Annotated in this window: 14 protein-coding genes; all 14 read right to left on the bottom strand. The window is 37.6% G+C overall.

The genetic code is table 11. From position 1 onward, the window contains the following. Nucleotides 1-41: 41 nt before the first annotated feature. The 14 genes from SM124_RS04905 to buk all read right to left on the bottom strand — a co-directional run bounded on the left by SM124_RS04905 (nucleotide 42) and on the right by buk (nucleotide 16,574). On the bottom strand, nucleotides 42-563 hold the full coding sequence (locus SM124_RS04905; RefSeq protein ID WP_322445163.1) for a L,D-transpeptidase: 522 nt from the start codon (nucleotides 561-563) through the stop codon (nucleotides 42-44). A 26-nt stretch (nucleotides 564-589) separates the two neighbouring features. Then, entirely contained in the window at nucleotides 590-1,585 is a 996-nt protein-coding gene (locus SM124_RS04900) for an aromatic acid exporter family protein (RefSeq protein ID WP_322445162.1), read from the bottom strand. Nucleotides 1,586-1,896: 311 nt separating this feature from the next. Continuing rightward, entirely contained in the window at nucleotides 1,897-2,619 is a 723-nt protein-coding gene (locus SM124_RS04895; protein ID WP_322445161.1) for an amino acid ABC transporter ATP-binding protein, read from the bottom strand. After that, nucleotides 2,612-3,271: an amino acid ABC transporter permease gene (locus tag SM124_RS04890; RefSeq protein WP_322445160.1), complete on the bottom strand. Its 660-nt coding sequence runs from the start codon at nucleotides 3,269-3,271 to the stop codon at nucleotides 2,612-2,614. Before SM124_RS04890 ends, SM124_RS04895 begins: the two co-directional genes overlap by 8 nt. 84 nt (nucleotides 3,272-3,355) lie before the next feature. Further along, the gene (locus SM124_RS04885; RefSeq protein ID WP_322445159.1) at nucleotides 3,356-4,144 is read right to left on the bottom strand and encodes a transporter substrate-binding domain-containing protein; all 789 of its coding nucleotides are present in this window, start codon (nucleotides 4,142-4,144) and stop codon (nucleotides 3,356-3,358) included. 279 nt (nucleotides 4,145-4,423) lie between these two features. Beyond that, nucleotides 4,424-4,861, bottom strand: coding sequence for a BrxA/BrxB family bacilliredoxin (locus SM124_RS04880; RefSeq protein ID WP_322445158.1), 438 nt, complete (start codon nucleotides 4,859-4,861; stop codon nucleotides 4,424-4,426). A gap of 224 nt (nucleotides 4,862-5,085) precedes the next feature. Beyond that, nucleotides 5,086-6,213 carry a methylmalonyl Co-A mutase-associated GTPase MeaB gene (meaB, locus tag SM124_RS04875; RefSeq protein WP_322445157.1) on the bottom strand — a complete coding sequence of 376 codons (1,128 nt, stop codon included), beginning with the start codon at nucleotides 6,211-6,213 and terminating at the stop codon, nucleotides 5,086-5,088. Between the two features lie 3 nt (nucleotides 6,214-6,216). Continuing rightward, a complete protein-coding gene (gene scpA / locus SM124_RS04870) occupies nucleotides 6,217-8,406 on the bottom strand; it encodes a methylmalonyl-CoA mutase (RefSeq protein WP_322445156.1) in 2,190 nt (729 codons plus the stop codon). Further along, on the bottom strand, nucleotides 8,399-10,225 hold the full coding sequence (locus tag SM124_RS04865) for a methylmalonyl-CoA mutase subunit beta (RefSeq protein WP_322445155.1): 1,827 nt from the start codon (nucleotides 10,223-10,225) through the stop codon (nucleotides 8,399-8,401). Before SM124_RS04865 ends, scpA begins: the two co-directional genes overlap by 8 nt. 275 nt (nucleotides 10,226-10,500) lie before the next feature. Beyond that, on the bottom strand, nucleotides 10,501-11,811 hold the full coding sequence (locus tag SM124_RS04860) for a dihydrolipoamide acetyltransferase family protein (RefSeq protein WP_322445154.1): 1,311 nt from the start codon (nucleotides 11,809-11,811) through the stop codon (nucleotides 10,501-10,503). Nucleotides 11,812-11,969: 158 nt separating this feature from the next. Continuing rightward, nucleotides 11,970-12,953: an alpha-ketoacid dehydrogenase subunit beta gene (locus SM124_RS04855; protein ID WP_322445153.1), complete on the bottom strand. Its 984-nt coding sequence runs from the start codon at nucleotides 12,951-12,953 to the stop codon at nucleotides 11,970-11,972. Between the two features lie 12 nt (nucleotides 12,954-12,965). Further along, nucleotides 12,966-13,961, bottom strand: coding sequence for a thiamine pyrophosphate-dependent dehydrogenase E1 component subunit alpha (locus tag SM124_RS04850; RefSeq protein ID WP_322445152.1), 996 nt, complete (start codon nucleotides 13,959-13,961; stop codon nucleotides 12,966-12,968). 58 nt (nucleotides 13,962-14,019) lie between these two features. Further along, nucleotides 14,020-15,441: a dihydrolipoyl dehydrogenase gene (gene lpdA / locus SM124_RS04845; protein WP_322445151.1), complete on the bottom strand. Its 1,422-nt coding sequence runs from the start codon at nucleotides 15,439-15,441 to the stop codon at nucleotides 14,020-14,022. Between the two features lie 26 nt (nucleotides 15,442-15,467). After that, nucleotides 15,468-16,574, bottom strand: coding sequence for a butyrate kinase (gene buk, locus SM124_RS04840; protein ID WP_322445150.1), 1,107 nt, complete (start codon nucleotides 16,572-16,574; stop codon nucleotides 15,468-15,470). Between the last annotated feature and the right edge of the window lie 60 nt (nucleotides 16,575-16,634).

The following is a 16,634-nucleotide window of genomic DNA, read 5'->3' as shown; positions in this document are numbered from 1 at the left end:
AAACCTGAACTCCCATGATCGGAATTCAGGTTTTTTTCATTTTATTTTGATATAGCTCCATAGTTTTTCCCTAGCTCTTCAAATGTTTTATTGGTAGATACAATTAATATCTTTGTACCTACTGGGATAAAAGTATATAGTGACTCAATGGCTTCATTTTGTAAACGAACACAGCCTTCTGATACATATTTACCAATAGAATCCGGACTATTCGTACCATGTAATCCGTATATTCTTCCGTCCGTTTCAGCAGCATCAAAACCAATCCACCTTGTTCCTAATGGATTATTGGGATCTTTACCAGGGATGTCTTTCTTTCGATAATAAGGGTTTTGTGCTTTAACCGTTACCGTAAATAAGCCCTCTGGAGTTAGATCATCTTCTTTTCCTGTAGCAACATTGACAACCGTTTGAACACGATTATCTACGATTAACGCTAATTCATTTGTCTTTTTATTTACTATGACAAAAGGATCACCTGGTAAAGGATTCGTCCCGAGTGGCCAAATTGGTGATAACGTGAATAGCATGATAATTGAAGTAATGAACTTCAGCTTAAGCATAAAATCACCAACCTATCATTTTCCCACTATTTTGCTCCAGATTGAGGGGTTTTATGCAGCTTTTTATTCTTATTCAATCCCGAAAAGGACCTTTTTAGTATTAGATATCCTTCCATTTCTTTCACAAAATGTAGAAGTGCTGCTCTCGTTTCAAACTCCTTTCTATCTTTAGGGAGTTCCATATTTTGAAATCCAACACGCATTTGATTCAATTTATCTAAAAAGATATTTGCCGTGTTTCCTGGATGAATATGATTGGAGATATCCTCAATAAAGTCTGCCACTATTTGGCCTTGTTCAACGGAGGAAGGGATTGATGTAACTATGGGCAACACTCTCTCGATAATTTCAAATTGCTTTTCTCTCATTTTAAAATAGTTATAATAAAGATTTTCATACCTTAAGAAGTGATTTTCAACATCACGAAAAGCTAATGTCTTTGCTTCTGCAATTAGTCTGGAGGTTTCAACTAGTTCTTTACCGTCCCAACGACTATCATATGTTCGCAAATAAAGCACGATTTCTTTAAAGATTTTTTGGAGGTTTCTCTCTATTTCTTCTTGATACGTACTTAATTGATTTTCTACACTTGGCATATAAAGATTCATAATCAGTGCAACACCGATTCCAATGACTACTAGGGCAATTTCATTTAAAATAAAAGCAAACGTTACTTGTCCCTTAATAAACATATGTAAAATAATGACACTGCTTGTAACGATTCCATCACTAGCTCTCAAGACAACAACTGTTGGAATAAAGAATAACAGAACGACTCCAATCATAATGGGATGATAGGATATTCCCTCAAAAAATACGGTGGAGAATAGGATGGCAAGTACACACGCTAGAAACCTATCCCATGAAGCCCGTAATGATTTCTTTTTTGTTACTTTTATGCATAATATGGTGATAATTCCCGCAGAAGCAAAGTTTTGTAAACTTAAATACTGGGCAATCATAATGGCAATTGGTGTTCCTAAAGCTGTTTTGATTGTTCTGTAACCAATTTTATACTTCATTCAAATAACTCCCTAAAGTGGCTTGCTTATATTTTATGACTAACTTAGCTAATAAAAACGAGAAATCCTTTTTTAGATTTGTGTCTTAGATGGTTAAATTAAAATATAATTGTCTGAGTTGATTGGAGCGGAAGGCACTTGACTCCTGCAGGGATAGAGGGAATGGGAGACCCCACAGGCGGAACGCCGAGGAGGCTCCCATCCCTCCCTGCGGAAAGCAAGTGCCTGGAGCGGAAATCAACGGGCTAAATTACAAAAGCAAAAAAGATGACCATTAGATCATCTTTTTTAAATAATATTATTTTACCTAATCACAACATCTTTTCCAAGAAGTCTTTAGCACGCTGGCTAGTTGGGTTGGAGAAGAATTGTTCTGGTGGGGCATCTTCTACTAGTTGTCCATTGTCTAAGAATAACACACGGTCGGCTACTTCTTTAGCAAAGCCCATTTCATGTGTTACGATGGCCATGGTCATTCCTGTGTGGGCTAAGGACTTCATTACCTCTAATACCTCTTTAACCATTTCTGGATCAAGTGCCGATGTAGGTTCATCAAAAAGCATGACTCCGGGTTCCATTGCTAAGGCTCTTGCAATGGCTACCCTTTGTTTTTGACCACCTGATAAACGATTTGGATATTCATTCGCTTTTTCGGAAAGACCAACTTTCGCTAATAAATCAAGGGCTAATTTTTCTGCATCTGTTTTAACCATGCCTTTAACCGTAATTGGAGCATAAGTTAAATTCTCAAGAACGGTTTTATGAGGAAATAAGTTAAAATGTTGAAATACCATTCCTACATTTTGTCTAATCTTCATTATGTTGGTATTCTTGTCCGTAATATCAACTTCATCTATTAAAATTTTTCCGCTAGTCGGGACTTCTAATAAATTCATACAACGAAGAAATGTAGATTTCCCAGATCCGGAAGGCCCAATGATGGCGACAACCTCTCTATCCTTGATCGTTGTAGATATACCTTTTAACACTTCTAGCTTCCCAAATTTTTTATGCAAATTATCAATTTTAATCACTGCGTCTCATTCTCCTTTCAACTGTCTTTCCTATGAAGGTCAACGAGATTACGAGTAAGTAATAGATTAGGCCAGCAATTAATAATGGCTCGAAGAAAGAGAATTTTTCACCGCCGACAATGTATGCACGTCGCATAATGTCTGTCACACCAATGGTGGTCACAATAGCGGATTCTTTTGTTAACGTAATAAACTCATTCATAAGTGCGGGAAAAATGTTTTTCATCGCCTGTGGAAGAATGATATTTGACATCATCTTTCGATAAGGAATTCCTAACGCCATGGCAGCTTCCCTTTGGCCTTTGTCTACCGCTTGGATTCCCGCTCTAATAATTTCCGATATATAGGCGGCTGAGTTTAAACTGAATGCCAAAATTGCAGCTGCATATGGTTCAATTTGAAAACCAAAGATTTGAGGTGAACCAAAATAAATGAGCATTAATTGTAAAACTAACGGAGTACCTCTGAATACAGATGTATAAGCGTCTGCAAACCAACTCAGTAGTTTAATTGAACTTATTTTGAACAAAGCTAATAAAATACTAAAAGCAAATCCCAAGATACCAGCAATAAGGACAATCTGAAGGGTAACACCTATTCCTTTTAAAATATAAGGTATAGATGGGAGGATTTGTGTAAAATCTAAATTCATTCTCGTACATTCCTCTCTATCTATTTTTAATATAAAGCTAGAAAGCGTTCAGAAGGTTGCCCCGCTGAACGCAACTAATCTATATTATTGGTCAAACCATTTTACGATTAACTTTTCTAGTTCACCGTTTTCTTTCATTTCAAGTAATGCATCGTTAAACTCTTTTGTTAACTCGCTACCTTTAGGGAATGCCATAGCAGAACCTTCTTCAGTATCTTCTTCAAGGATAAAACCAGTTAATTCAGGATTCTTTTTGAAGTAACCTTTCATAACAGTATCCTCAATGATAGCAGCGTCAAAACGACCTGATTTAATTTCTTGGATGATTTCTGGAATACGGTTACGGTTTTCGATCTTGATATCAATTGATTCAGCAATTTCTTTCGCTTTTCCTTCTTGAATAGAACCTAACTGAACCCCAACCGTTTTACCTTTTAAATCTTCTAAAGTATTAAGACCACTATCCTTATTGGAAACAATTAAGTGATTAGCAGTATAGTAAATATCACTAAAATCAACGTTTTTCTTACGTTCTTCAGTCGGAGTCATACCAGCTAATACAAAATCAACTTGACCTGTTTCTAATGCTGGGATTAATCCTGTAAAATCAATATCCTTTACCTGTACTTCATAACCTAATTTCTCAGCAATAGCATTTGCTAGATCAACATCAAATCCAATAATTTCTTCACCTTTAGCACTGTCTACATATTCAAAAGGTGGGTAATCAGCAGAAGTTCCCATTACTAAAACCTTCTTACCACTTTCTTCTTTACTACCTGATCCTGATGTAGATTTCTCGCTCGTACCACAAGCAGATAATACTCCTACTAAAAGTACGCTTAGCATTAGAAATGAAATAACTTTTTTCATTTAAAAATTTCCCCCTATTTGTTTAATTTATTATTCTATTAATCTTCTACAAACTAATATATATTCACATAAATGAATTTTAACACACTTTTATATTTATGCAATACTATTTTTAAATATTAATTTTAACTGAATAAACTGTAAAATTATAATATTCTAACATTATGACATAATGTTTATTTTACACTATATAACTGTATAATCAAGTAAAAATTGTTAATATTTAGGTCAAAAGGTATATAAAAAAACCTTGGGAGATTTCCCCAAGGTTAAAATTCTTTAAACTTCATCACAATATTGATCAAATGCCTGTTGCAGTTTATTAATAACCGCCATTGGTTCATGTCCTTCAATTTCATGACGCTCAACCATAGTAATGATTTTTCCATCTTTCAATAAAGCAAATGATGGTGATGATGGTGGATAACCTGTAAAATAACTACGCGCCTTTTCAGTTGCTTCTTTATCTTGTCCAGCAAATACGGTTACTAATTGATCTGGTCTTTTATCATAATGGACGGAATGAGCGGCAGCAGGACGAGCAATTCCCCCTGCACATCCACAAACAGAGTTAACCATAACAAGAGTCGTTCCTTGCTTGTTCAATGCTGCATCTACTTCTTCTGGTGTTGTTAATTCTGTATATCCAGCTGCCGTAATCTCTTTACGAGCCTGACGAACAACATCGTTCATAAATAAATTGAAATCCATATTCATATGATCGCTCCTAATCAAAATAAGTGTATGTTCTCTTTACATGATACCAATATGAGAACAATTTTATCAAATTTAAAAAATTTATAAATTAGTGGTTTAGTTTTTTGGAGTGCGGGTATTATAAAAACACAGCTAGATCCATACCCCTTAACTCCCTGATTAAAGGCTAGTGTCTCTAAATGACACTAGCCCCTTTTTTGCTCTATTTTACTTGCGGCTAGATACTACCGCGTCATATTTTCATAAAACACTTCAAATAGTTTCTCAACCGCAGTTGCAGTAGTCTGAACTCCAGACATCACTTCATTTTCCATTTGGGGCAGCATTTCTTTTACCTTTGGATGATAAAAGAAACTTGCTTGCAGTTGATCAATAATCATGGAGTGCATCCATTCTTTCGTCTGGGTCCGTCTTCTATCGTCATATATACCGGAAGCTTTCGTTGTCTCTTCGAACTTTTGAATGGTTTTCCAAACGTTTTCAATTCCTTCTTGATATAGAGCAGAACAAGTATAGGCTTTTGTTTCCCAGCCTTTAGTTGCAGGTTGAAGAAAATGGAGAATTTGATTGTACTCTTCCTTCGTCTTTTGGGCATTTGCTTTATTACTACCATCTGCCTTATTTACGAAGACTCCGTCAACAAGTTCCATAATCCCTTTTTTCATTCCTTGAAGCTCATCCCCTGCACCAGTCAATACAAGCAACATAAAGAAATCGACCATTTCTCTTACAATAACTTCACTTTGTCCTACTCCAACCGTTTCCACCAAAATAACATCAAAACCAGCTGCTTCACATATAAGCATCGTTTCTCTAGTCTTTCGGTGGACTCCACCTAACTTTCCTCCAGAAGGGGAAGGGCGAATAAAGGCTCTCTCATTTCGTGAAAGCTGTTCCATTCTGGTTTTATCACCAAGAATACTTCCTCCACTTATACTAGAGCTTGGATCAACAGCAAGAACGGCTACTTTTAAGCCTAATTCACAAAGATACATACCAAAGGACTCAATAAAGGTACTTTTTCCCGCACCAGGAACACCTGTAATTCCAACACGAATGGCTTTTCCTGAATAAGGTAGAAGTTGTTGAAGAAGCTGTTGTGAATGCCTAAAATCATGTTCAGCATTGCTCTCTATAAGAGTAATCGAGCGGGCTAACATCGCTCGATTCCCCTGTCGTACTCCTTGAACTAATTCTTCAATAGAAGGGCCCTTTTGAACTTTCTTTTTGAATCTTTCCTTTTTTTGAAATTGATTATGAGTATTCGATAGCTCAACACCACTTCTCACCGTACTTAAGCAATGGTCGGGATTCTCTGGATCATTCCATTCCGGCTTTTTATCCATGGTCATGGATTAATTCACTTCCTCATAACCTAGCTGCTCATAAATTGCTCGAACAACTTTTTGTGCAGCCACAGGAATAACTGTACCAGGTCCAAAAATGGCTGCTGCACCATGATCGTACAAATATTGATAGTCTTGTGCAGGAATTACCCCACCGATGACAACTAAAATATCCTCACGACCTAATTTTTTTAGTTCTTCAATTAATTGAGGTAATAACGTTTTATGTCCGGCAGCAAGTGAGCTCATACCAATTACATGGACATCATTTTCAACTGCTTGCAGGGCTGTTTCTTCAGGAGTTTGGAATAAAGGTCCGATGTCCACATCAAAACCTAAATCGGCAAATGCACTTGCAATGACTTTTGCCCCGCGATCATGCCCATCTTGCCCCATCTTGGCAATTAAAATTCTTGGTCGTCTTCCTTCATTCTCTAAGAATTCATCTGTCATTTCTTTAATTTCATTAATTTCATCTTCGTTTGAAAAGGCAGAACTATAGACTCCACTAATCGAACGTATAACCGCTTTGTGACGATTGGCTACTTTTTCAATGGCATAAGAAATTTCTCCTAACGTTGCTCTAACTCTAGCAGCATTAACAGAAAGTTGTAGAAGATTTCCTGCACCGGTTTCCGCTGCAACTGTAATCGCATCTAGTGCCTCTTTGACTTTCTCTTCATCACGGCTTGCTTTTAGCTCGTTTAATTTTTCAATTTGTTTTAGTCGAACTGCTGTATTATCAATATCTAAAATTTCAATTGGTTCTTCTTTTTCTAAACGGTATTTGTTTACTCCGATGATGGTTTCCTTACCAGAATCAATTTGGGCTTGCCTTCTAGCGGCAGCTTCTTCAATTCTCATCTTCGGTAAGCCCGTTTCAATTGCCTTTGCCATACCGCCTAATTCTTCAATCTCTTCAATATGCTTCCAAGCACGATTGATCAACTGCTCAGTCAATGCTTCCACATAATAAGAACCGCCCCATGGATCAATAACATTCGTAATACCTGTTTCTTCTTGCAAGAATAACTGAGTATTACGTGCAATCCTAGCTGAAAAGTCTGTAGGCAACGCAATCGCCTCATCAAGTGCATTTGTGTGTAATGACTGAGTGTGCCCCATTGATGCTGCATGTGCTTCAACCAATGTTCGAATCACATTGTTGAACGGGTCTTGCTCGGTTAAACTCCAACCCGATGTTTGGGAATGAGTTCTAAGGGCCATTGATTTATCGTTCTTAGGATGAAAGGTTTTCATCATCTTTGCCCAGATAAACCTTGCTGCACGCATTTTTGCTACTTCCATGAAATAGTTCATTCCTATCGCCCAGAAGAAAGATAGTCTTGGCGCAAAGGAATCGATATCAATGCCTGCTTTTAACCCTGTTCTTACATATTCAAGACCATCAGCCAATGTATAAGCTAATTCAATATCAGCCGGTGCTCCAGCTTCTTGCATATGATAACCAGAGATACTTATGCTATTAAACTTAGGCATGTATTTAGATGTATACTCAAAAATATCCGCGATAATTTTCATGGACATTTCTGGAGGATAAATATAAGTGTTCCTAACCATGTACTCTTTTAAAATATCATTCTGAATCGTACCTGATAGCTTTTCTTGGCTAACTCCTTGCTCTTCAGCCGTAACAATATAGAAAGCCATTACAGGAAGCACTGCACCGTTCATCGTCATTGACACGCTCATTTGGTCAAGAGGAATGCCATCGAACAGTGTTTTCATATCTAAAACTGAATCTATAGCAACACCAGCTTTTCCAACATCTCCAACAACACGTGGGTGGTCGGAATCGTATCCTCTATGAGTAGCCAAGTCGAATGCAACAGACAATCCTTTTTGACCCATTGCTAAATTACGTCGGTAAAATGCGTTACTTTCTTCAGCTGTCGAGAAGCCGGCATACTGACGTACGGTCCAAGGTCTGTTTACATACATCGTTGGATAGGGCCCTCTAGTATAAGGAGGTAGACCAGGTTTGTCATCAAGATGCTCAAGTCCCGCTCTGTCTTCTTCTGTATACAAAGGTTTTAATTTAATTTGTTCATTTGTTTCGAACAGTAAATCATCAATTGAATTCTTTACCTCTTTTTCAGCCTTTTCCTTCCAATCCTCTTTTGATTCAGCTATTTTTTCAGGAAAGATGGTAAGGTCTTTAAAATTAGGTTTATTCATTAATGTTCCCCTCCATTTCACTTAATAGAGTTGAAAGTGTCTCATAACAGTTACTCTTTATATGAACGAACTGTTTAATTCCATTTTCTAGCCATAACGTTTGGTCTGATTCACTAGGTAATCCAGCTAAATAGAATTGTTTACCTTTACATTGTTCATTTAATTCCTTTAACATGGCTAAACCGATTTCTTTATATTTATCATCTGAACTGCAAATAAAGAATTGTTGATTATTTGATGCTTTAATAAAATCTAGCGCCTGCTCAGTTGACTCTATTTCACCACTTAACAAGGATTGAATTCCTCCAGCAGCTAAGAACCCGGTAATAAAATCAGCACGTGGCTTATATTCCTTTAATTTACCGATACATAATAGCCCGATAGCCACTTCTTTACCACCGCTTTTTAATGTCTCGGCACGTAATCTTAGTTGTTCATAAGGTTCCGATAGTCTATCTTGTGGAATTATAGAATGTTTTACCCTTTCTTCCCTAACATGTAAAGGCTGATCTTGTAAATTAGCATACACATTTGTTCCAACAATACTTTGTTTTCTTGTAGCAATGTCATTTGTACGCTTTTCTTTAACTGTCTGAATTTGTTCTTGAAGCCAACCAGTTTTCAAGCTGTTTGCTACTCCACCTTTATCTTCTAATTCAAGGAAGAGTTCCCATGCTTTTTGAGCTAGTTCATTAGTTAGCTGTTCAATATACCACGATCCACCAGCCGGATCTACAATGTTAGAAAGATGAGTTTCTTCTTTTAGAATTAATTGAGTATTCCTTGCCATTCGATTAGAGAAGCTAGTAGGATTTCCTTCTGGCTCATTAAATGGACTTACATGCAGATATTGTATATTTCCTAAAACAGCAGCAAATGCTTCATTGCCCGCTCTTAACATATTTACATAAGGATCAAATACCGTTTTAGTAAATTGAGAGGTGCGTGCAGTAATTTCCATTCCCAGATTTTCACCTTGAGCACCATATGCTTCAGCTACCTTTGCCCAAAGGATTCTGGCTGCTCTTAGTTTAGCAATCTCCATAAAGAAGTTTGCTCCAATGGAAAATTCGAAAACCATTTTTGATAAAACTTTATCAATACCTAATCCGTTTTTTGCTAATTGATCAATATGGTGAACACCTGAACTAATAGCAATAGCTAATTCCTGAATTGCATTTGCCCCACCGTTATGGAATGGTGTTGTATTCACTAATATTGTACGTATATTTGGCATAGTTTTATCTGTGTCTTCAATCGTTTTTCCCCAACTAGTATAAGCTTCATCTAGTTGATGATTGTCCAGAACACCTTGTACATATAAAGCAATTGGGTCTTTTCCTATATACCCTGTTCCTTGCTCCGGATTTAAATTAGACTTTAATTCATTTAAAATTAAAGATTGATAGTTTTTACCATCTAGGCTATAAGCAAATTTGCCATGATATTCTTTTAAGGTATCAGACAAATGATTGAGCAATTCTTTATTCACTTCAAAAGATATAGCTGTTTGACCTCTTTCTAAAGCGTTTCTCAACTCATTTTGTAAATCCTCAACTGTTTCAGCTACTAATTGTTGTGCGACTTTCCATTCACTACTCACATATCCTAATGCTGCTTTTCCACGTCTAAAATCGGCTTGACTCGGATATTGAGAAACTTTATCTAGATTTTGATCTTCACGTGAATAAAGCGGTTTCAATTTAATGTTTTCATATGTATTTCTAGATAAACTCTCTATTGACTTACCTTTTAAAGTTTCTTCCCCTTTTTGGACCCAGTTCTGAGTAGTTGCTTCCTCAAAAGTGGTTTGTAACATATCTTTTAAACTCATAATTTATTGTACTGTCCTCTTTTTAAGACAGTACTCCCTCCTTCCAAATAATAGATGAGGCTGATTTCTAAATTTTAACAAACACGTGTATGAAAATTCAAAATTATTAACTTTAAATCCTATTTTAGTATAGATAAAACAAACAAGCAATGAGGTAAAATTGTATTAGGCTACATCCAACCTGAATAAAAATACGCTGTACTTAAAATTGACATAAATTAAGTATAAAGCCGCTACTTCTAGAGTAGCGGCTTTAATAATTAATATACAGAAGTATTTTCTTTTGAAGTATTTTCAAGAATTTCTTTAATACGTTGTAAGAAACGACCACAAACTAGGCCATCAAGTACACGGTGATCTAGAGATAAACATAGGTTTACCATATCACGAACAGCAATCATGCCATTATTCATAACAACTGGACGTTTGACGATTGATTCTACCTGTAAGATAGCAGCTTGTGGATAGTTGATGATACCCATTGACTGAACAGATCCAAATGAACCTGTGTTGTTAACTGTAAATGTTCCACCTTGCATTTCTGCAGATGTTAATTTACCATTACGAACTTTTCCAGCAAGCTCCGTAATTTCGCGAGCAATACCTTTGATTGTTTTTTCATCAGCATGCTTAATGACTGGAACGAATAAAGCATCGTCAGTAGCTACAGCGATTGAGATATTAATATCTTTCTTTTGAACGATTTTATCGCCAGCCCACATAGAGTTGATCTGCGGGAATTCTTTTAACGCTTGTGCAACAGCTTTTACAAAGAAAGCAAAGAATGTTAAGTTGAAACCTTCTTTAGACTTAAAGTCATTTTTAATTGAATTTCTATAGTCTACAAGGTTTGTAACATCTACTTCAATCATCGTCCACGCATGTGGTGCTTCATGCTTACTGCGCAGCATGTTAGCAGCAATCGCTTTTCTAACACCTGTTACTGGGATTTCAATGTCACCAGGAACAACAGGTACATTAACGGCAGGAGCTGCAGCTGGTTTTGCTGGTGTAGCTGCAGGTTGTGTAGTTGGTGCAACTTGCCCGGCAGCAGGTGCTTCAACAGCAGCTGGTTTTGTTTCAACTGGTTTTGTTGCTGCAGTAGGGATATTCCCGCTTTCAATCACTTTTTGAATATCTTTACGAGTGATACGTCCGCCTGCTCCAGAACCTTTCACTTGAGTTAGATCAATTCCATGCTCTTGTGACAGTTTTAATACAGCCGGAGAGTAACGAGCTTTATTTGTCGTATCCTCTGTAGCAGCACTAGTTTGTGAGTCTTCTTGTGCTGGAGTCGCTGCAGCAGCTGGAGCTTCTCCTGACTCTCCACCTTCAACTTCAATCGTACAAATAATTTCTCCTACTGCTAAAGTATCGCCATCTTCTGCAATTAGTTCTTTAATTACACCCGTGAAAGATGATGGAATTTCAGCATTTACCTTATCCGTCATTACTTCTGCTAGTGGATCATATTTATTCACTTTATCGCCTACAGAGACTAACCACTTACTGATTGTACCCTCTGTAACACTTTCCCCTAATTGAGGCATCTTAATTTGTTCAATAGCCAATGGGTAAACCTCCTTATTGCAAATCTTTTCCGTTTCTATGTCCAGCTCCGTTCGCTAGAGCCTCGAGTCATAAGGCATCTCCCTCCGGTGGTTTTTCAACCACCTGCGTGAGCTGCCTTATGCTTGTCGGCTCTGAACAAGCGAACTCCGCTTTTATATTAAAATTCTGCTAATTCTCTCATTGCTTTTTCAACTTTATCTGGGTTCACCATGAAGAATTTCTCCATTGTTGGTGCATATGGCATAGCTGGTACGTCTGGGCCAGCTAAACGTTTGATTGGTGCATCTAAGTCAAACAAGCAGTTTTCTGCAATAATAGCTGAAACTTCGCTCATGATGCTTCCTTCTAAATTGTCTTCTGTTACTAGTAGAACTTTACCTGTTTTAGAAGCTGCTTCAATAATCGCTTCTTTGTCAAGCGGATACACCGTTCTTAAATCTAAAATATGAGCAGAAATACCGTCTTTAGCTAGTCTTTCAGCTGCTTGCAGTGCAAAGTGTACACAAAGACCATATGTAATTACCGTTAGGTCTTCACCTTCACGTTTTACATCTGCTTTACCAATTGGTAATACATAATCATCTGTAGGAACTTCACCTTTGATTAAACGGTAAGCACGCTTATGTTCAAAGAAGATAACTGGATCTTCGTCACGAATAGCTGCTTTTAATAATCCTTTTACATCATAAGGAGTAGAAGGCATAACAATTTTCAGACCTGGTTGACCAGCAAAAACTTTCTCAACTGATTGTGAGTGATATAATGCTCCGTGAACTCCACCACCGTAAGGAGCTCTAATAACCATTGGACAGCTCCAATCGTTATTTGAACGGTAACGCGCTCTAGCTGCCTCCGAGATAATTTGGTTTACAGCCGGCATAATGAAATCAGCAAATTGCATTTCTGCGATTGGACGCATTCCGTACATCGCAGCACCAATACCGACACCTGCAATTGCAGACTCAGCTAGTGGTGCATCAATTACTCTCTGTTCACCAAATTGGTCGTATAATCCTTGAGTTGCTTTAAATACTCCACCTTTTAGTCCTACATCTTCACCTAGTACAAAGACTTTAGGGTCTCTTTCCATTTCCTCACGGATTGCCATTGTAACCGCGTCAATATAAGAAATTACAGCCATTTATATTCCCCCTTACTTATCAGCATAAACATACTTCAACGCATGTTCCGGCGCTGCGTATGGTGCATTTTCTGCGTAGTCTGTTGCTTCATTTACCATTTTTGCTATACGATCATTAATTTCTTTTGCTTTCGCTTCGTCTAAAACTCCAACTTCTGTTAAGTAGGTTGCAAAAGTAATAATAGGGTCTTTTGCTTTCGCTTCTGCTACTTCCTCTTGAGCACGGTATGCGCGATCGTCATCATCTGAAGAGTGAGGTGTTAAACGATAAGAAATCGTTTCTACTAATGTAGGACCTTCTCCACGACGAGCACGGTCAGCAGCTTCTTTCACTACTTTATATACTTCTAATGGATCATTCCCATCAACTGTAAATCCAGGCATTCCGTATCCAATTGCACGGTCGGAAACGTTTTCACAAGCAAGCTGTTTTTCAATTGGTACAGAGATTGCATATTTATTATTTTCGCACATGAAAATAACTGGTAGTTTATGAACACCCGCAAAGTTTGCCCCTTCATGGAAGTCCCCTTGGTTAGAAGATCCTTCACCAAATGTTACAAAAGTAACTAAGTCTTTGCCTTCCATTTTTCCAGCTAAAGCAACACCAACTGCATGTGGTACTTGAGTAGTAACTGGAGAAGAACCTGTTACGATGCGGTTTTTCCTTTGCCCGAAGTGACCTGGCATTTGTCGACCACCAGAGTTTGGATCTTCAGCTTTAGCAAAACCTGATAACATAAGATCTGTTGCAGTCATACCGAATGTTAAAACAACACCCATATCACGATAGTATGGAAGAACATAATCTTTTTGACGGTCTAATGCGAATGCAGCACCGACTTGAGCTGCTTCTTGCCCTTGACAAGAAATAACAAACGGAATTTTACCTGCACGATTTAATAACCACATACGCTCATCAATTCGACGAGCTAAAAGCATGGTTTCATACATTTCTAAAACATTCTCATCACTTAAACCTAATGCTTTATGACGATTTTCAGCCATTATATAAACCTCCTAAATTCGTATGTAAAGAGGAGGGGACTTAATCCCTCCAAAATTATTAAGAATGAATTGCTTTTCCTTCCACTGCAAGAGCTGCTTCACCAATAGCTTCAGATAAAGTTGGGTGAGGATGAATAGTATGAGCGATTTCCCAAGGTGTTGCATCTAGCACCATAGCTAGCCCTGCCTCAGATATCATATCTGTCACGTGAGGACCAATCATGTGTACCCCTAAAAGATCATCTGTATCTTTATCAGCAACGATTTTAACAAATCCATCAGATTCACCAAAAACTAGTGCTTTACCGATTGCGCGGAATGAGAACTTTCCAACTTTAACATTATGCCCTTTTTCCTTCGCTTCATCTTCTGTATAGCCAACACTTGCAACTTCTGGATTACTGTAGATACATTTTGATACTAATTTAGCATCAATAGGAGATGGATTTTCGCCTGCAATGTGTTCAACTGCAACGATTCCTTCATGTGAAGCAACGTGTGCAAGCTGCAATCCACCAATTACATCCCCAATTGCATAGATATGCGATTCTTTCGTTTGATAATATTCATTTGTTGCAATAAATCCTCTTTCTACTTGGATCTCAGTGTTTTCAATACCAATTCCTTCAACATTAGCCTGACGACCTACAGAAACTAGGATTTTTTCAGCTGTAAATTCTTTTAATGCACCTTTAACTTCAGCGGAGATCGTTACTCCTTCTCCTCTTTGTAAAGTTTCAGGAAGTACTTTTGCACTCGTAACAATTTTTACGCCTTTTTTCTTCATTAAACGTTGCATTTCTTTAGAGATTTCTTTGTCCTCAGTCGGAATAATTCGATCTGAATATTCAATTACTGTTACGTCAACACCGAAATCGGAAAGCATAGATGCCCACTCAATACCGATTACTCCACCACCGACAATAATGATTGAGTTCGGTACAGATTCCATAGCTAATGCCTCATCAGAGGTCATAACAAGATTTCCATCAATCTCTAACCCTGGAAGTGTTCTTGGACGTGAACCAGTTGCAACAATAACATTTTTCGGGATTAACATTTCATTTTCTTCTCCGTTGTTCATTTCAACAGAGATCGTTCCTGGCATCGGAGAAAAAATAGAAGGCCCTAAAATACGACCAGTTCCTTCATAAACATCAATCTTGCCTTGTTTCATTAAGTGTTGAACACCTTTATGAAGCTGATCAATGATTTTATTTTTTCTTTCTTGAACTTTACCAAAATTTAATGTTACATCACTAGTCATTACTCCAAAGTCTTCTGAGTGCTTTGTCGTAGCATAAACTTCAGCACTTCTAAGAAGAGCCTTAGAAGGGATACAACCATTGTGTAGACAAGTCCCACCCAGTTTTCCTTTTTCAACTACAGCCGTTTTTAGACCAAGTTGGGATGCACGAATCGCAGCAACATAACCACCCGTTCCGCCCCCAAGAATGACCAAATCATACTCTTGTGCCAATTCAATTCCTCCTAATGGACTTTACACTAAACCTTAGCCCTATCTTTTATCGTACCAGGGTATTCCTTTTCTTTTTCCTCTCCACGTAGAACACGAAGCGCACCTTCAGCTAATGCTTGAAGTTCGTTTTCACCTGGTTGTACAATCACATCAGCAATCCAGCTAATACGATCACTAATCTCTTTTACAAACTCTTTTCCGTATGCTAAGCCACCCGTTAAAATAATGGCATCCACTTTACCTGAAAGGACTGCACTTGCCGAGCCTATTTCCTTGGCAACTTGGTAGGCCATTGCCGAATAAACTAGCTTAGCCTTTTCGTCGCCTTTTTCAATCATCTTTTCAACTTTAACCGCATCATTAGTACCTAAATAACCAACAAGTCCACCTTGACCAACAAGCTTTTTCATGATTTCTTCACGATAAAAGTCACCTGAATAACAAAGAGCAACTAAATCACCAGCAGGAACTGTTCCAGCACGCTCTGGACTAAACGGACCGTCACCATGTAAACCGTTGTTTACATCGACTACTTTCCCATTCTTATGAGCACCTACGGTAATACCTCCACCCATATGTGTAACGATTAAATTAAGATCCTCGTATCTTTTTCCTAAATCTTTAGCTACACGTCTTGCAACTGCTTTTTGATTTAAGGCATGGAAGATACTATTTCTTTCAATTAATGAGAAACCAGAAATTCTGGCAATCGGATCTAATTCATCTACAACTACTGGATCCACAATATAGGAAGGTATATTCAAACCTGTTGCGATTTCGTAAGCAATAATTCCACCTAGGTTAGATGCGTGTTGTCCGGAATAACCTGCACGTAAATCCTTTAACATTTGGTCATTTACACTGTAGGTTCCACCTTCTATTGGACGAAGTAAACCACCTCGACCACAAACGGCACTTAACTTAGAGATATTAATTCCTTCATTATCAAGCGTTTCTAGGATGGTGTTTTTACGGAATTCGTACTGATCAATGATGTTCTCATATTGATTGATTAATTCACTGTCATGACGGATTGTTTGTTCAAAGATTGAAATATCATTATCGAAAACTCCTATTTTCGTTGAAGTTGAACCTGGGTTGATTACGAGAATTCGATTGTTTGTTTCTTGCACTTTTAAACCTCCAATATTCTACACTTATTATTAAAAAGGGAAAGAAGCTGAATAAATATT

The organism is Robertmurraya mangrovi (assembly GCF_034427655.1).
In the GTDB taxonomy this organism is placed as follows: domain Bacteria; phylum Bacillota; class Bacilli; order Bacillales; family Cytobacillaceae; genus Robertmurraya_A; species Robertmurraya_A mangrovi.
Note: the sequence above shows the minus strand (reverse complement) of the source record. Positions and strands in the feature narration are given on the sequence as shown.